We start from the raw sequence: 16,394 nt of genomic DNA, 5'->3' as shown, positions 1-16,394 counted from the left end.
GGTCTATGGATAAAAAACGAATTGTTTGGCTACATGAAGAGCTTCCAAAGTGGGAATCTAAGGGCTGGGTTAGTAAAGAAGCAGCGGCGGCTATGAAAGTCTTTTATGGTGAAATAGGGCCGCGCAAGACGCCTTCATTAATGCGTCTCGTAGCCTTGTTTTTGGGGCTGTTGTTAGTTGGTTTAGGAGTTTTCTTGCTCTTTGCAGGCTACTGGTATAGTTTTTCCCCGGCAGGTCGTTTAGATTGGTGTATTGCGTTATTATTGATTGCGCTCATTATTCTCGGTGGTGGCATATGGAAAGCGCCACGAGGAGGGCTCCTAGCTGAAGGGATAGGGCTCTTTTTCGTCTTGGTACTTACTATGGTGACCTTTTTAATGGCTGACACCTATTATACGGGGGCAGGCATAGGTATTTACTGCCTAATTATTATGCTCTTATCTATGCAGGCTGTATATTTATTGGGAAGCCAGTTAGCTATGATTGCCATTTTGGGGATTTCATTGCTTTGGAGTACTTCGCCTCACGATATTACTATTTGGGGTGAGCCGGCGTGGCTTTGGGTGCTTCTCGCATTGGGCATACCATTTTATGCAGAGCGCTGGCGCTCCCGCAGTGTAGGGCTCATATCTACTTTATGGCTATCTTGGGCCTATGTGGCAGCTCTATTTGGTGCTTTTTTCTTTACGATTAACTCCTATCAATTATCACTAGGATTGTTCTTTGTAGCTAGTTTGTCGGCCGTTACGTTTGCTCTAGGTAGTGTATCTAAAGAGCAAGGTTTATGGACTTTGCCTTTTAGAGGGATCGGTGCGCTAGGCTTAATTTATGTGGTAGTGGATGGCACCTTCTTGGGAACCTGGGAAGAAGAAGCGGCTACTGTGCCTGGCATAGGGACTTTGCTCTTAGCTGTAGCTGCTTTAGTGCTCGTGGCAGGAGCCATTCGAGCGCTGTGGCGCGAAAAACAGGGCTTGGAAATCTTAATTACGCTCTGCCCATTAGTAGTTGGGGCGCTCATTATTACTGTTCACATGGGTGTGACTGCTTTGACTACATCTATTTTGTTTAATGCCTATGTAGTTGTGTTAGCCGCTGTTATGTTCTTCCGTGGAGGCATGACAAATCGCGTGGCTTTGGTGAATGGCTGTATATTTGCATTTTTAGCTATGATTGGAGCGCGCTTCTTTGACCCTGCCTTCACCTTTGTGGAGCGAGGCTTAACCTTCATTATTTCAGGACTGGCTATTTTTATGGTCAATCTCTTTTATATGTGGCGAAAACATGCAGAGCGAGATGCGATTAATTCTTCCGTAAATCGAGCCAATCGCCGTTTGCAACGAAAAGATGCTACTGGAAACGCTCCTAACGTTGCTCCTACAGGCAGTGCATCTATGGGAAGTACAGCAAGTAACTCTAAAGGCACTGTTTCCTCTAGTGCTTCTTTAGGTGCAACTGGTGGAATTGATTCTGATGGCGCAGCATCTGAGGCTGTAACTAGTGACGAGGGTTCTAGTATGTCTGGTGGTAGTACTAACAATACTAGCAGTACTAAAGCTTCAGAGAGCGCTGTGTCTGTTGAGGATACTACATCACAGGACTTGCGAGGGACCAATACGGGGGCTCAAGGGACTAAAAGATTTTCCTCGGATACTAAACAAGAACGATTTAGACCTTGGGGGATAGCAGATGGAGAGGAGGATCATAATGAAAAATAAGCTTCCTGTTAAATGGATTTGCTTCGTTATTATGGCGATTCTCACTATTTTATCTCCATTTTATATTCAGCAACGATCTACTTCTTTACGCCAAGGGGGCGTGGAATATCAATGGCCAGTGGCTTTGAGTCGCACAGCGAGTTGGATTCCATCAGACTATTTAGATGTGAAGTTCTTAGGTAGTCGTACTAATTGGCAAGGCACAGGGCTGCCTGTAGTAAATCAAGAGGCTTATATTTGGGTTGAACCAAAAGCCAATGGCATTTTAGAAGTCAAAGGGGCCTCTAATGAAAAGCCTGCTACAGGCGAGTATATATTAGCTCGTTTGACGAAGGTAGAAAAAACAGACGTAGAGTTTCAAATTTTATTTAATCGTGTTACCTTAGATTTAAATAAGGTGGATCCACAGTTCTATACTACCTATAAGGGCACTTTATTAGCCACTTTGAAAATTAAGGATGGTTATGGTGTTGTAACTGGTGTATACTCAAAAGGTGTATCCATTGAAACGGCTGTGCCGGAAAGTGTGGAGCAACAAGAATTAGATAGCAGAACTCCATTGTCTCAAATTGGTGAACCTAGGGCCGTGGATACAAAAGAAACTGAAGAACGTGAACAACAATAGGAGAGGTAGCATGGATTTAGGTCATGAACAAGTGGATGTGCAACAACTAGCGGAGTTGTTTAAAGTATTGGGCGACCCAACGCGCATTCGCATCGTTAGACATTTATTGAATAAGGAAATGTGCGTATCAGAAATTGCTGATACTATGGGGATGGGGCAGTCAGCCATTTCTCACCAATTGCGCGTATTGCGTCAGGCGCGATTAGTTACATTTCGCAAGGAAGGGAAAACTGCTTGGTATAGTTTAAATGATGAGCATGTGGTAGTCTTATTAAAGCAAGGCATTGAGCACGTGTCACATCAATAGTGTTAGTCATATATAATAAAAGCCCTTTGTTTACAGGTCATGAGTTAGTTTGAAATATAAATTTTCTTATGGAATTGTAAATGAAGGGCTTTTTGCATGAAATAGTAAGGCCGTGTTTGAATTAGACAAATGGAGCCATAAAGGCTTATAATAAAGTGTTAACGAAATTATTAGATATAAAGGGATTTGTATGAAATATATAACCATAGAACAGGCGCAGGAGCCTCTCAATCTTTGGCATGCTTTTGCTGGTGAAGAGCGAGTCTACTGGTATAATCCTGTGCGTAAACAAACTATTTTTGCAGCTGTACGGGCTGATGCCATATCTGTATCATCTGCTGAAGATAAGGCGGAGCAGGTGGATGCCTTTGCTAAGGAATTTCCTTATACTTGGCTTAGTGAAACATTTTTTCCTACCACAAAGACTTCCTTGTGGGATGGGATGGGCAATGAAGTCGTAGCTTTTTCTTATTACTATATAAAAGAAGGGGAGACACATCATTGGTTAATCGATGAGTCGCAAGGAATTGGCACAGCTAGTGAATTAGAGCATCGTATAGATACAACAGCTAATAATACAGCACATGATAATGCAATAGTTGATAAAGCAAGACAAGATCAAGCAACCTATGTTGCTAACAGCGTGTCTCAGCATTACAGTCATTTTGATGCTACTCAGATAGCACCTAATGATAAGCTAAACTGTGAGTCACATCAATATACCATGAGCGATGAAGATTATGGAGATTGGTGTACTTTCTTTGAGGCGATTCAAGATACGATTCAAAGCGGTAAGGCTATAAAAATAGTGGCTTCCAGAGCGGTCACTTTGCAAAGTGACAAAGCTTTCAATATTGTGGATATGTTGCGTCGTTTACAGACCTATAATGTAAACAGTTTCGTGTTTGCCTATGCGAAAGGCGATGCTGTCTTTATTGGTGCAACACCGGAGATTTTAATTCAAAAAGAAGGCACTCAGATGTTAAGCTATGCCCTAGCCGGCACTATTAAGAAACGAGGCGTTGTAGATGAGGCGGCAGGTCAAGCCTTGTTAGGAGATGCTAAAAATTGTCATGAACATGGCATCGTAGTAGATATGATAAAGTCTACTATGAGTCAGTTGAGTCCTCAGGTAATGGCGGAACCTATGGGTTTAATGGAGCTTAAAAATCTCTTCCATTTGCGAACCATAATTCGAGCTGATGGAGGGGATTCACATATATTAAACTGGATTCATGCCTTACATCCAACGCCAGCTATGGGCGGACAACCGCGTGAGGTAGCGCTTGATTTATTAGCGAAGAAAGAACCTCATGAGCGCGGCCTTTATGCAGCGCCTTTAGGTTTTTTAGAAACGAACTCTAGTGGCGTTGTAGATGGCACTATTGTAGTGGGGATTCGCTCCGCCTTGGTGAAGGGACATACAGCCTATGCATATGCCGGTTGTGGCATTGTAGGCGATTCTGATTGTGCCAGTGAATATGAGGAAACCAAGACAAAATTGGGCACTATTTTAGAAGTATTATAGTGCAAGAACGCATTTAATAGATATGTAAGACATAGAGATAAGATAAAAGAGGTAAGAATGAACGAATACTTGGCGGCTCTCGTTGATGAGCTTTATACGTTGGGTATGAGAGAGGTAGTGTTTAGTGCAGGGTCCCGATCTACATCTTTGGCGATGTTATTTACGGGCTTTGGAAAATATAAAACATATATGAATATAGATGAACGGTCGGCTGCGTTTTTTGCCTTAGGTATTGCTAAGCGCACGGGCCGTCCAGTGGGTCTTGTTTGTACATCGGGATCAGCGGGGACTCATTATTTCCCTGCTGTAACAGAGGCTAAGGCGAGTCGGATTCCATTGGTAATGCTCACGGCTGATCGACCTAGTGAGCTTCAATTTGTTGGTGCGCCACAGACGATTGATCAAATGAGACTCTTTGGGGATTTTGTGAATCATTTTGAAACGTTAGAAGGTCGGACGGATGACTTTGTATATCCGCGCCAAGTGGCACAACGCGCTGTGCTCAAAGCATTGGGCAGTGGCAGTGAAGTAAGCGGGCCAGTACAGATTAATGTGCCTTTGCGAGAACCTTTAGTGCCTAAACTCGATAATGAATACTTTGAAAAGGGCCGTAATACACAGGCATTTCAATATATAAAAGGTGAGATGCGCAGCACGTATACAGGTGAAGAATTAGCCGGTAAGCGAGGCCTTATTATTGCTGGTCCTTATAATGCGCCACAAGGTGAAGACTCTGCTACAAAGGCACATCATGAAGCGTATGGAGCGAGCATTATTGCTTTAGCACAGCGTCTGCAAGCGCCTGTGATAGCGGATCCTTTATCTCCTTTGCGGGGCTATGAAGATGAGTATGTTATAGATAGTTATGATGCCTTTTTGGTGTCTAATGAAGTGAAGGAGAATTTACGACCAGACTATATTTTAATGTTTGGTCAACTACCGGTGTCAAAGCGAGTCCACCAATTCTTAACATATCACAAGGATGTGCTTACCATCCAAGTGGATCCATCGTTTGAATATCGCAATGGCATGGTTACAACGCAGCGTGTAATAGCCTCCTCGCCAATTGAATTGGCCAAGAGTATATCAGTAGTGAATGAAGATACGTCCTATCTTTCGTTATGGCAACAGGAACAAGCATCTATGCGGCGTCAGCTAGATACTGTTCTTGAGGAGCCTTCGCTGTTTGAGGGGCGTATAGTGAAAGAAATGCAAGCTCTTATGCCTAAGGGGAGTCAAATTTTCATTTCCAATAGTATGGCCATTCGCGATTTTGATTATTTTTGGTCCAAAGGTTGTAATGAGGTGCGTCTTTTTGGTAATCGAGGCGTGAATGGTATCGATGGGACGGAATCGACAGCTCTCGGTATGGCTAGTGTAGGTCAACCGACAGTCTTAGTGACAGGGGACTTGTCCTTTATTCATGATATGAATGGTCTCATTATGGGGCGTCAGGCGGGCATATCCTTAACCATTGTGCTATTTAACAACGATGGGGGCGGTATTTTTGAATACTTGCCTCAAAAAGGAACGCCTTATTTTGAATATTTATTTGCGACGCCTCAAGGTGTTGATTTTTCAGGACTCAGTACTTTATTTGGTATTGACCATGAAGAAGTAACATCATATGAACAGTTTAAGACTTTGCTTATGGAGAGCCTTAATACGCCAGGGATTCAAATATTAGAAATAAAAACTGGCAGAGAATCTTCCTGCCAATTACATAGAAAGTATACGGTGCGAAATTATGAATGATGAAATTGAAAACATGGATGAAGTACCTGTATATGACCAGGGGGAGCGACAGGAGCTAGATACGATTTTACATGATGCAGAAGATGTATTTGTTACTATCGACAATGTGTCTTATCATGTGCTACTTCGCGGTGAAGGATTCCCCTTGATTTGTTTGCATGGTTTTAGCGAGGCTTGTAATACCTGGCAAGATTTACATTTGCCGGGGTTTCGCTTATACTGCATAGACTTTTTAGGCCATGGTTTTTCCGATAGACCTAAAAAGGCAGATCTTTATGAGTTTAATACGGCCTTAAGACATTTGTATACATTGATTCATACTTTAGTAGGTGACGAACACTTTGGTATATTAGGCTATTCTATGGGTGGCCGTATGGCATTACAATATGCTGCCATGTATGAGCCAGAGTATTTAGCCTTCCTCATTTTAGAATCAGCAAGTCCTGGTATAAAGGATTTAGTGGAGCGCAAATTGCGTGCCTCTTATGATGAAAAAATTGCCAAAGCCGTGGAATCACACTCCATTCAGTGGTTTGAGGAGACTTGGTCAGGGCTACCAATTTTTAGCTCTCAGAAGACTCTTCCTGAAACTATACAGAATAGCATAAAGCGACGTCGCCTTAGCAATGATCCACAAGTATTAGCCCATACATTGCGCGGCACTGGACAAGGAACAACTCCTTATGTAGGAGACCGCGTGGGCGATTTAGACCTAGAGATTTTATATATTGCTGGTGAATATGATGCTAAATATATGGAATTTGGTCAGCATATCTTTGGAGATTGTCCTAATGTATCCTTTGTGTCAGTGCCTCATGCTGGACATAATGTACATGTGGAAAAGCCGAGGGAATTTAATGATATAGTAGAGCTGTTTTTGTCAGATTTTAATGATAAAAGTATAAGCTAGTTTGTCATAGAAGTGCTTTAATGTATACTTTGGAAGCTAACTAGGCTATGGAACAGCTTTTGATATTGATACTATCGTATTTTAAAATTTAAACATATATTTCAAGATGTAAATTGGTTTAAAAGGAGGTTTACAATGAGTAAATTTGATTGGCAAGTATTAGACCGTGGCTATGAAGATGTAATTTATGAAACATATAATGGCATTGCTAAAATTACGATTAATCGTCCAGAAGTGCGCAATGCATTTCGCCCTAAAACTGTAGTAGAGTTAATTGATGCATTTACTATTGCTCGCGATGATGCGGAAGTAGGCGTTATCGTTTTAACTGGTGCTAATCATGGTGGCGATGTAAATAAAGAAGCGTTTTGCTCTGGCGGCGATCAACGCGTTCGCGGTAATGGTGGCTATGTAGGGGAAGACCGCATTCCACGCCTTAATGTGCTGGATTTACAGCATTTAATTCGCATTACGCCAAAGCCTGTTATTGCTATGGTTAATGGCTATGCTATTGGCGGTGGCCATGTACTTCACATTGTGTGCGACCTAACAATCGCCTCTGAAAATGCTAAATTTGGTCAAACTGGTCCACGGGTAGGTTCTTTTGACGCAGGCTATGGTGCAGGTTATTTGGCGCGTTTAGTAGGTCATAAAAAAGCGCGTGAAATCTGGTTCCTTTGCCGTCAATACACAGCACAACAAGCACTTGATATGGGCTTAGTAAATACAGTAGTACCATTTGAACAATTAGAAGAAGAAACTGTAAAATGGTGTGAAGAAATTTTACAATTATCCCCAATGGCGCTTCGTTTCTTAAAAGCATCCTTTAATGCTGATACAGATGGTCTGGCTGGGTTACAACAATTTGGTGGCGATGCGACACTTATGTACTACACAACTGATGAGGCAAAAGAAGGTCGCGATGCATTTAAAGAGAAGAGAAAACCTAATTTCAAACAATTCCCTAAATTCCCTTAATCGGAGGTCGATAGTCAATGAGATGGTTGCGTGAACAGGTACAAAAGCGACCTGATCAATCGTTTCTAAATGGATACTCCTATAAGCAAATTTATGAGCAAGCTGTGTTAGAAGTAGGTTTTTTAGAAGGCCTTATACAGAATCGCAAGCGTATTGGTGTTTGCAGTGAAAATTCTGTCAAATTGGCTGTTTTACTATTTTCGCTTTGGTTAGCAGGTAAAGAAGTTTTCTTAATCAACCCACAGTTAACTGTGGAAGAGCGCATGTCACAGGCGGTGAATCTCGGGGTGGATTTAATATTCACCTCGCCGCAGGTGCAAAGTGCTGTAGTGGCCGAGCAAACAGCGTCTGATGAAAAGCAATTAGAGTTGGGCAAGGCTAAGTTTTGCTCTTTAGCCGGCTGTGTGAGCTCCGCTATGGCACAAATTCGCTGGCAAGCAGACGGTGGCGAACATCTAGTGCAATGGCAAACCATGCCTGTATTGCCACTTATGGATGAGCGTACTGCGAAGCGCTTAGTGAATTTGTTTGAAAAATTATTACCTCAGACGTCAGGCTCTGAAGACGATGCTATTGCGGCTATTATGACGACAAGTGCCACTACGGGCAAAGTAAAATCTGTGCCACTTCGCTGGGGGCAGATTGAGGCTCACGTAAGGGCATCCGCTCAAGTTTTAGGTGTGACGGATTGCGATAATTGGCTCATTGTGCTTCCTATGTTTCATGTATCGGGCCTATCCATTTTGATGCGCACCCTGTTTAATGGCACGGCCGCTACGATTTATAGTAGCTTTGATGAAGAGGCTGTGCTTAATGTTATTAAGCTTGGAAAAATTAATATGGTGTCCTTAGTGCCTACTGTATTACAGCGTTTAGTCCATAAAATAGAGGCGCATCAATTGCGAGTGGTTCTCTTAGGTGGCGAGTTTATCCCTAATGCTTTAGTAGAGGCTTGTTTAGCTAAAGGGCTACCTATTTTTAAAACCTATGGTATGACGGAGACGTTTGCGCAGAGCACGACTGTTAATATTTCAGCCTATCCTAATAAATGGCAATCTGTAGGTCAGCCGTTGCCGGGCGTGACTATAGACATTCGCCCTCTTCAGGCATCAGGCATGAAGGATTTAGATGCAGGGCAAGTAGAATTAAATTCGAAGGTGCGTGCTGAGCAAGCAGAGGTAAACTCTAAGGAATGTGAGGCGCAAACAGAATTAAATTCTAAGGTACGTGTTGAGCAAGTAACGGTGAATTCTAAGGCATGTGAGGCACAAACAGAATTATATTCTAAGGTACGTGTTGAGCAAGCAACGGTAAATCCCAAGGCCTATGATGAGCAAGTGCCCCTTATTGGTGAAGTTTGGATTCAATCGCCGATGGTCATGAAGGGCTATTTAGGTCAGCCACCAATTGAGGGATTTTTCAACACCGATGATATGGGTTATGTAGATGAAGATGGCTTTTTATATATTGTAAATCGGCGCAAAGATATCATTATTTCTGGTGGAGAAAATATTTATCCTAAAGAAATTGAAGATGTATTATATAAGCTAGATGGCGTAACCGAATGTGCTGTAGTTCCTAAGGTAGACTCTAAATGGGGGCAGGTGCCTGTTTTATACTATGCAGGGGAGCCGGAAGAGACTGCTGTAGCAGCGTATTTAAAGCAACATTTAGGACGGTATAAACAGCCTAAAGAAATTTATAAGCTAGGGGCATTACCAAGAAACAGTTCTGGTAAAATTTTGCGTCGAGCTTTAGTTTAGAGATAAAGGAGGAAGGCATGCTTGTAAAATCCATACGGCTTTGGCGCGTTGTGTTGCCTATGAAATTTGATTTTCGCACTGCAAAAGGTTTAGTTCGAGAGAGACACACCTTAGTTGTAGAAGTAGAGACTGACCGTGGCTTTCGTGGATTTGGCGAAGTCGTAGCCTTTGATACTCCTTTTTATACAGCAGAAACAATTCATACAAGTGAGGAATGGCTACGCAAGGTCATTCCTTATTTTATTGGCTATACTATGGAGAATCCATGGGATTGCTATACTTGGGAGTGTAAGCAAATTACAGGCCAAAGTGAAATGGGGAGTAAGGAGAACACTAGGGCTATAAATGAGGTTTGCACAAAAGACACGGCCTTAGATTTATTGCGTCATGCGCGTCTCCCTATGGCTTGGGCCGGTCTCGAAAATGCGTTGCTTCATGCATTCTTTGAAGAAGCCAATGAATTTATGATAGGAAGTTTAGTGGAATCGTCTTTAGGGGCATTAGAAGCGCTTGACCCTATAGTAAGCCCAGAGTCTATGGATAATATAAGGTGTTCAGGGTCTGTTCGAGACGCACATGCTTGGGAAAATCTTCAAGGAGGGCGCACTAGGGAGTATCTTCAAGGAGGAAGTACTGAGGAGAGTCTTCAAGGAGAGCATGCTAGGGGGACACTTCAGGGAGTGCATGTTTTTGAGACACTTCCAGGTACACTGCCGAGGACTGGATCAAGTAGATGCGCTTTGAATGAGATGATTCCTTTAGGTCTAGTATTTGGTGATATGCCAATTTCAAGATTGTTGGATAGTATAGAAAATGCGGTGGCACAAGGATGTAAGCGCGTAAAAATTAAGCTGACACCAAAGGATGCACTAGAGCGCTTAGCTGCTGTGCGAGCACAGTTCCCTAATTTAGAATTAGCGGCTGATGCGAATCGCAGTTTCTCTAGTGCTGACTGGGCTATGGTAAAGGCCTTTGATGAGTATAATCTTAAATCTTTAGAGGAACCTTTCGAAGTCGTTGGCTCAGCAGCACATACTTATAGTAATTTGCCTGTTGAGTTTTGGCAGGGCTGGCAGACACCCTTGAGTTTTGATGAAAGTGTGCAATCCTTGGAAGAATTAAAGGCTCTACATAGAGTTTTTTCTGCTTTAGTGGTTGATATAGCGATGCAGCCTATACTCAATGTTAAAATAGGGCGGCTTGGAGGCCTTCGAGAAACTTTGCGCTGTATTGCCTATTGTAAGGCCCACAACTTAGGATTTTGGATAGGTAGTATGGTGGAAAGTGGAATTTCAAAAATTCTTCATGTAGAATTAGCGGCCTTGCCTCAAGTGTGGATGGCTGGAGACTTGTCAGATTCTAAGCGATACTTTGAAGAGGATTTAATTATACCGCCTATTCAATTTGACCAAGGATATATGACGGTGCCGAGGGGCTCAGGGCTAGGAGTAAAAGTAAATTATGACATACTACAAGCCTATGGTACAATCATAATGGATGCCTCATTATGACATCGTTAAGAGAGAGTTGTTGAAAGGATTGGATATGACTTTAATTGATCAATTAAGTATTGAATATGTAAATATAACAGGCCAAGGCTTTGAAAGTGCCATGACATTAGGCGAGTTTCATAAACAGCCCTTTGGATTTTTAAATGGTGGGGCTACTTTGGCATACTGTGAGATTATAGCGGGCATGGCGTCTAATAAATTAGGTGAAGCTGAGTATGAAGCCTTGAAGGCATCTATGAGTATCACTGATAATGATGTAAAGACTGTAGACTTTGAAGGCTTAAAGGCAAAGGCTGTAGATAGTAATGCCGTAGCTGACATTGAAAAATTAGCTAAAGGCCCTTATGTGGCTGTAGGTCAATCTGTAACAGGTCAGCATTTAAATGCTATAAAAGCAGAAGGCCGAGTTATTGCCGCCGGAGCATTACTAAAACAGGGGAAACGCAATCATGTGTGGCAAATTGATGTGCGCAGTGAAGCGGGCGTGCATATTTCGCAAGTAACTGTTGTCAATGCCCTAATATATCCAATGGGGGCGAAGCGTAAATGATTAATAAACGGATATTCGCTTTACTTGTTCTTACTGGACTCATGGCAGGCTTAGTGGGGATTGCCTTTACTAATTTAATGCATTTTATACAACATGCTACATATAACTATTCGGCTGCCGATCATTTTAGTTTTGGCATGGGCGTTGCAAATGTATCGCCTGAGCATCGAGTTATAGCCTTGCTTTTATGTGGTATTGTAGGCGGTATTGGTTGGCATTTAATTCATCGTTTCGGCAGTTCCTTGGTGGATGTGAAAAAAGCCGTGACCAATCCCGATATGCCGATGCCTACCTTGACTACATTATTTCATGCTACCTTGCAGATTATTACTGTAGGGATGGGCTCTCCTCTAGGGCGTGAAGTGGCTCCACGAGAAGCGAGCTCTGCGCTGATTACGTGGGTGATGAAATTTGTAAAGGTCGCCAAAGATGAGCGGAGCTTGTTAATAGCTTGTGCTTCTGGTGCTGGTCTAGCGGCGGTGTATAATTCTCCTCTGTCAGCGACTTTGTTTGTATTAGAAACTTTGCTTTTGACTTGGAATAGCAAATCCTTAATTTCTGCTTTAATTGCCTGTGGCGTGGCTACCTTTGTAGTTCGTTTGGGTCTAGGTGATACCATCCAATATGATATGCTTCAGCCTGTGTTAGAAGGCCATATAGCAATTTTTTCAGTTCTTCTAGGCTTAGTTATTGGTGTGGTAGTAGTGGGTTTTGATAAGGCGCAAGCAGCCTTGCCTAAAATTAATCGTAAAAGTCCTAAATTAATTATTTGGTTTATCTTAGCTTTTACCTTTGTAGGTATTATGTCTATGTATTTTCCTTCCATCTTAGGCAATGGTAAGGCTGGTAATCAATTGACCTTTGCTGAACTAGTGAATTGGCAATATGCTTTAGGCATGTTTGGTACTAAGTGGATTGCCGTTATTTTAGCCTTAGCAGTAGGGGCCTATGGTGGTAAAATTACACCTTCTATGATGCTAGGGAGTACATTAGCTCTAGCGATGGGCGTTGCTTGGACTGCTTTAGTTGGGCCTATATCTCTTGGCGCAGTGGCTTTCTTAGGAGCTGTTGTGTTTTTAGGCTTAGCGCAAAAGATGCCTCTTACTTCTGCTGTATTTATGCTGGAGCTATCTCGATTTTCTGTAGAGTACTTGTTCCCTATTACTTTGGCCATGGGGATAGGCTTGCTTACACATGGGTGGGTAAAATCTAAAGTGTAAAAATGTATAGATACGTTAAAAGTTGAAACATGGGCTTGAGTGCCAATGTATAAAAATTAATAGATGCAATCTAAAATATAATAATAAATTTAAACTTCTAAGAAAGGGGCATATCAGTCTATGAAGATTAAAAATTTAGACCATTTGGTTATTACTACAGCCGATGTAGAGCAGTGTATAGATTTTTATGTCCGGATTCTAGGTATGGAATTAGATACATCTAATCAGCGATATGCTCTGCGTTTTGGCAATCAGAAGTTTAATATTCACACGAAGCCAGCCGAATTTCTACCTGCTGCTAAGTATCCTACTAGTGGCAGTTTGGACCTATGCTTAATCATAATGGCTGATGGAAATATGGAGGCTGTAAAAGCTCATATTGAGTCTAAGGGCTATCCTGTTGAATTAGGGCCTGTAATTCGCCATGGTGCATTAGGCAAAATGGAGTGTATCTATTTGCGAGATCCAGATGGTAATTTAGTAGAATTGAGTCAATATTTATAGGATGCTTTAAATAAATCTTTGAGGCTACATTTGAAATAAAAGGGGTTTTTATTTCAAATGCAGCCTTTTATTTAGGGAAAGTAAAAAATGTTAAAAATTTGTAAAAAAGTACTTGCGCACATTTTTTACTTATGATAAAATAACTTTGTTGTTGCGAAAGAGTACAAGTGAAACAACGAAAAGAATAGTTTTACTTTAATATCGGGGCATAGCGCAGTTTGGTAGCGCACCTGGCTTGGGACCAGGGGGTCGCAGGTTCGAATCCTGCTGCTCCGACCATTTTTATTATGCGGGTGTAGCTCAATGGTAGAGCCCCAGCCTTCCAAGCTGGTTACGAGGGTTCGATTCCCTTCACCCGCTCCATTTTTTTTATACAGAACTTTTTATTACAGTAGACTTTTAGAGAGTGTGTGCTGTATTAGAATCGTTAAACTTAGTAGAAACACAATTGCATTTATTGTATTGTGTAGTGTATAATATATACGGTGAAAATTTCAATTGCATATGGTCCAGTAGCTCAGTTGGATAGAGCAACGGCCTTCTAAGCCGTGGGTCGGGAGTTCGAATCTCTCCTGGATCACCATAAAAAAGCAAGCAACCATGCAGGTTTTCAGATTTATGAAAATCAGCGTGGTTGCTTTTTTGCGTTCTTGTCGCTTATTTTTGTCGTTTATATTATCTGATTTTTACGGATTGTTGATAATTATAATATTTTAAATAATTAGTAATTAGGTTTTATTTGATATAATTAAGATAATAAAGAGAAGGAGTTTATCTTTTATAGCAAGTAGGATAGTAAGTAACAGGAGGTACAGCATGAAACTCTTATTTCGTATTCTTTTACTACTATTTGGCATTATTGGCTTTATCTTTCCTATAGCAGAAGCGGCCTCTGGCACAATTACAATATATGGTGACACTGCTTATAATAGTAATGGAGACACATATACTTCCTATGGCGATACTGCTTATGATAGCAATGGTAATACGTATACTCGTTATGGTGATACAATCTATAGTAGTGAGGGGACGTCGTATACTCGTTATGGTGATACGGTGTATGGTAGTGATGGTGTAAGTTATATGACTTACGGAGACACTACGTATGGTTTAGATGGGAGTACTTACATTCGCTATGGCGATACGATTTATTACGATGTGCCAGATAAGGAAGATTCTTACGATTCGTATGATAGTGATTATTCAGAAGAAGATGATGACGAATATTTTCTGTAGTATGAATATATTATTTGCTGTTTAAAATTTTATAATTTATAATGCAACCTTCTTTGTTAGAATCATTCGAGCAAAGAAGGTTTGTCTTTTATGGCGTTAAAGTTCGTTTAAAGTTACTAAGTAGGACGTTTTAAAAGAACCTTAGTAGCATTTTGATTATTGAAGTCTAATTTCAGTTGATTGTTATACTACAGGTAAACTGTTGACAAAATTTATCTATAGATGTAAAATATCCATAGAAGAGGTGGAATATGAAAATAAGTAAGAGTTTAGAGCAAGCGGTATTTGTATTGTTGATTTTAGCCTTGCAGGCAGAACATAAACCTGTAAAAAGTTATGTATTGAGTGCCAAGTTAGATGTTTCTGATTCGTACTTAAAGAAAATTTTAAGAAAATTGGTTGTGCATGAATTAATTATATCTACGGCAAGTAAAGAGGGCGGTTTTCAGCTGAAACGCTCTATTGAAGAAATTACATTATATGATGTATATGAAGCTGTGGAAGAGGATACGATTGAACAATTTCATTCCCGTTTAGCAAGAAATTTATTTAGTGATGAAGCTTATGTAGCATCGAGTGAGAAAAAAATAAAGCAGGCCATGATAAATGCTAAATTTGCATTAAAAGAGTTGGCCTTATCTGATTTGATTCGTCGCGATAAATATAATGAAGGCGCTGTTGAATGGGCCGAAGTAAATAGTCCAGTTTGATTTAATTAAAATAAATAGGAGATTTATATGAGTGATATTAAAATTCATGTGTTACATACAGGCCGTGTTATTATAGATGAGGCCTTACCGTATCATCGAAGTGGTGATTCCCCATTTGCTTGGACTGGTTTGTTTCGAAGTAAAAAACATTTAGTAGATGCTCCTGTATCGGTTTATTTGATTGAGCATCCAGATGGTTTAGTTCTCATAGATACAGGTTGGCATACAGATAATCGGGAGCATCAATTTAAGAATTTAAGACATCAATATTTTGCTAATAAAGCTGTTTTGCCTGAAGGCCAAGCGGTGCACGAACAATTAGGGGCGATGGGAATTAAGCCAAAAGACTTAGATTTTGTTATGCTTAGTCATCTGCACTGTGACCACGCTGATGGATTGCGTCATGTAAAAGAGGCGAAACGTATTTTGGTGAGTGCTCTAGAATATAAAGCAGCTAGTCGTGATAAGATCCGTTATTTATCTCATGAATGGGCAGGTGTAGACTTGCAGACATTTTCTTTTACTGAAAGTAAATTAGGGGCATTTGGTTATTCTTATGATATGTTTGGTGATGGACGTATTCAATTTGTTTTAGCTAAAGGGCATAGTGCTGGACTCGCGGCTACAGTTATAAGAAATAATGACCAGTTTGTAGTATTATCTTCTGATGTGGCTTATGGTAGACCATCACTTGAGAATCTTTGGGAGCCCGGTGTAGTTATTAATCGCCAAGATGCGATATATTCTTTGCAATGGTTGGTTCATATGAATAAACAAGAAGGTTGCAAAGGGATAATAGCGAATCATGATACAGAGGTAAAGCCAGGTATCATTACTGTATAAAGTATCTTAAGTTCAAACAAAATATATAAGTTCAAACTGTTGCCTATTCGACAGAGTCTAAAGGTGACAGTTTTTTCTGTGATGGGACTTAAGGCAATGGAGCGCTTGAGGACATTTTTTATTAGCAATATAAATGATGAAAACATCTTATTATTAGCTTGCTTGAAGTTGACTTCAATGTGATACAATACACTAGACATAGGTAATAGTGCTATGTTGCAAATAGGTAAAATATTTTA

Annotated in this window: 15 protein-coding genes and 3 tRNA genes; all 18 read left to right on the top strand. The window is 40.8% G+C overall.

All coding sequences use genetic code 11. The features are described 5' to 3' along the window. The first annotated feature begins 5 nt into the window (after window positions 1-5). Window positions 6-1,715 (top strand): DUF2157 domain-containing protein, encoded by a 1,710-nt coding sequence (locus QZR90_RS00330; protein WP_295787401.1) that lies wholly within the window; start codon window positions 6-8, stop codon window positions 1,713-1,715. Then, on the top strand, window positions 1,705-2,340 hold the full coding sequence (locus QZR90_RS00325) for a hypothetical protein (RefSeq protein ID WP_295787398.1): 636 nt from the start codon (window positions 1,705-1,707) through the stop codon (window positions 2,338-2,340). The genes QZR90_RS00330 and QZR90_RS00325 overlap by 11 nt, the downstream gene beginning before the upstream one ends. A 10-nt stretch (window positions 2,341-2,350) precedes the next feature. Next, on the top strand, window positions 2,351-2,647 hold the full coding sequence (locus tag QZR90_RS00320; protein WP_295787395.1) for a helix-turn-helix transcriptional regulator: 297 nt from the start codon (window positions 2,351-2,353) through the stop codon (window positions 2,645-2,647). A gap of 190 nt (window positions 2,648-2,837) precedes the next feature. Further along, window positions 2,838-4,175, top strand: coding sequence for an isochorismate synthase (locus tag QZR90_RS00315; RefSeq protein ID WP_295787392.1), 1,338 nt, complete (start codon window positions 2,838-2,840; stop codon window positions 4,173-4,175). Between the two features lie 57 nt (window positions 4,176-4,232). Then, window positions 4,233-5,930: a 2-succinyl-5-enolpyruvyl-6-hydroxy-3-cyclohexene-1-carboxylic-acid synthase gene (gene menD / locus QZR90_RS00310; RefSeq protein ID WP_295787390.1), complete on the top strand. Its 1,698-nt coding sequence runs from the start codon at window positions 4,233-4,235 to the stop codon at window positions 5,928-5,930. Further along, window positions 5,923-6,840, top strand: a complete 918-nt coding sequence (menH, locus tag QZR90_RS00305; RefSeq protein WP_295787386.1) for a 2-succinyl-6-hydroxy-2,4-cyclohexadiene-1-carboxylate synthase — start codon at window positions 5,923-5,925, stop codon at window positions 6,838-6,840. The genes menD and menH overlap by 8 nt, the downstream gene beginning before the upstream one ends. Window positions 6,841-6,975: 135 nt before the next feature. Continuing rightward, window positions 6,976-7,818, top strand: a complete 843-nt coding sequence (gene menB / locus QZR90_RS00300; protein WP_295787382.1) for a 1,4-dihydroxy-2-naphthoyl-CoA synthase — start codon at window positions 6,976-6,978, stop codon at window positions 7,816-7,818. A gap of 17 nt (window positions 7,819-7,835) precedes the next feature. Next, entirely contained in the window at window positions 7,836-9,581 is a 1,746-nt protein-coding gene (locus QZR90_RS00295; RefSeq protein ID WP_295787379.1) for an AMP-binding protein, read from the top strand. A 17-nt stretch (window positions 9,582-9,598) separates the two neighbouring features. Next, window positions 9,599-11,092 (top strand): enolase C-terminal domain-like protein, encoded by a 1,494-nt coding sequence (locus QZR90_RS00290; protein ID WP_295787376.1) that lies wholly within the window; start codon window positions 9,599-9,601, stop codon window positions 11,090-11,092. 34 nt (window positions 11,093-11,126) lie between these two features. Continuing rightward, window positions 11,127-11,642, top strand: coding sequence for a PaaI family thioesterase (locus QZR90_RS00285; RefSeq protein WP_295787373.1), 516 nt, complete (start codon window positions 11,127-11,129; stop codon window positions 11,640-11,642). Continuing rightward, entirely contained in the window at window positions 11,639-12,862 is a 1,224-nt protein-coding gene (locus tag QZR90_RS00280) for a chloride channel protein (protein WP_295787371.1), read from the top strand. Before QZR90_RS00285 ends, QZR90_RS00280 begins: the two co-directional genes overlap by 4 nt. A gap of 120 nt (window positions 12,863-12,982) precedes the next feature. Further along, a complete protein-coding gene (locus tag QZR90_RS00275; protein WP_295787368.1) occupies window positions 12,983-13,366 on the top strand; it encodes a VOC family protein in 384 nt (127 codons plus the stop codon). Window positions 13,367-13,568: 202 nt separating this feature from the next. Continuing rightward, window positions 13,569-13,645: transfer RNA gene (locus QZR90_RS00270), tRNA-Pro, on the top strand. A 10-nt stretch (window positions 13,646-13,655) separates the two neighbouring features. Beyond that, a tRNA-Gly gene (locus QZR90_RS00265) sits at window positions 13,656-13,729 on the top strand. A gap of 143 nt (window positions 13,730-13,872) precedes the next feature. After that, window positions 13,873-13,949, top strand: a tRNA-Arg gene (locus QZR90_RS00260). 233 nt (window positions 13,950-14,182) lie between these two features. After that, window positions 14,183-14,602: a hypothetical protein gene (locus QZR90_RS00255; RefSeq protein WP_295787364.1), complete on the top strand. Its 420-nt coding sequence runs from the start codon at window positions 14,183-14,185 to the stop codon at window positions 14,600-14,602. Between the two features lie 251 nt (window positions 14,603-14,853). Next, entirely contained in the window at window positions 14,854-15,312 is a 459-nt protein-coding gene (locus QZR90_RS00250; RefSeq protein ID WP_295787359.1) for an Rrf2 family transcriptional regulator, read from the top strand. A 27-nt stretch (window positions 15,313-15,339) separates the two neighbouring features. Beyond that, complete coding sequence (locus QZR90_RS00245) at window positions 15,340-16,155, top strand: N-acyl homoserine lactonase family protein (RefSeq protein ID WP_295787354.1); 816 nt, start codon at window positions 15,340-15,342, stop codon at window positions 16,153-16,155. The last annotated feature ends 239 nt before the right edge of the window (window positions 16,156-16,394 follow it).

This window comes from uncultured Veillonella sp. (assembly GCF_900545795.1).
GTDB lineage: Bacteria > Bacillota > Negativicutes > Veillonellales > Veillonellaceae > Veillonella_A.
The sequence above is the reverse complement of the archived record's forward strand: the minus strand, read 5'-3'. Positions and strand labels throughout refer to the sequence as shown.

Excerpts from the sequence above, each read along its gene's own strand:
- QZR90_RS00330 (WP_295787401.1), top strand. The coding sequence starts at position 6 with ATGGATAAAAAACGAATTGTTTGGCTACATGAAGAGCTTCCAAAGTGG.
- QZR90_RS00325 (WP_295787398.1), top strand. The coding sequence starts at position 1,705 with ATGAAAAATAAGCTTCCTGTTAAATGGATTTGCTTCGTTATTATGGCG.
- QZR90_RS00320 (WP_295787395.1), top strand. The coding sequence starts at position 2,351 with ATGGATTTAGGTCATGAACAAGTGGATGTGCAACAACTAGCGGAGTTG.
- QZR90_RS00315 (WP_295787392.1), top strand. The coding sequence starts at position 2,838 with ATGAAATATATAACCATAGAACAGGCGCAGGAGCCTCTCAATCTTTGG.
- menD (WP_295787390.1), top strand. The coding sequence starts at position 4,233 with ATGAACGAATACTTGGCGGCTCTCGTTGATGAGCTTTATACGTTGGGT.
- menH (WP_295787386.1), top strand. The coding sequence starts at position 5,923 with ATGAATGATGAAATTGAAAACATGGATGAAGTACCTGTATATGACCAG.
- menB (WP_295787382.1), top strand. The coding sequence starts at position 6,976 with ATGAGTAAATTTGATTGGCAAGTATTAGACCGTGGCTATGAAGATGTA.
- QZR90_RS00295 (WP_295787379.1), top strand. The coding sequence starts at position 7,836 with ATGAGATGGTTGCGTGAACAGGTACAAAAGCGACCTGATCAATCGTTT.
- QZR90_RS00290 (WP_295787376.1), top strand. The coding sequence starts at position 9,599 with ATGCTTGTAAAATCCATACGGCTTTGGCGCGTTGTGTTGCCTATGAAA.
- QZR90_RS00285 (WP_295787373.1), top strand. The coding sequence starts at position 11,127 with ATGACTTTAATTGATCAATTAAGTATTGAATATGTAAATATAACAGGC.
- QZR90_RS00280 (WP_295787371.1), top strand. The coding sequence starts at position 11,639 with ATGATTAATAAACGGATATTCGCTTTACTTGTTCTTACTGGACTCATG.
- QZR90_RS00275 (WP_295787368.1), top strand. The coding sequence starts at position 12,983 with ATGAAGATTAAAAATTTAGACCATTTGGTTATTACTACAGCCGATGTA.
- QZR90_RS00255 (WP_295787364.1), top strand. The coding sequence starts at position 14,183 with ATGAAACTCTTATTTCGTATTCTTTTACTACTATTTGGCATTATTGGC.
- QZR90_RS00250 (WP_295787359.1), top strand. The coding sequence starts at position 14,854 with ATGAAAATAAGTAAGAGTTTAGAGCAAGCGGTATTTGTATTGTTGATT.
- QZR90_RS00245 (WP_295787354.1), top strand. The coding sequence starts at position 15,340 with ATGAGTGATATTAAAATTCATGTGTTACATACAGGCCGTGTTATTATA.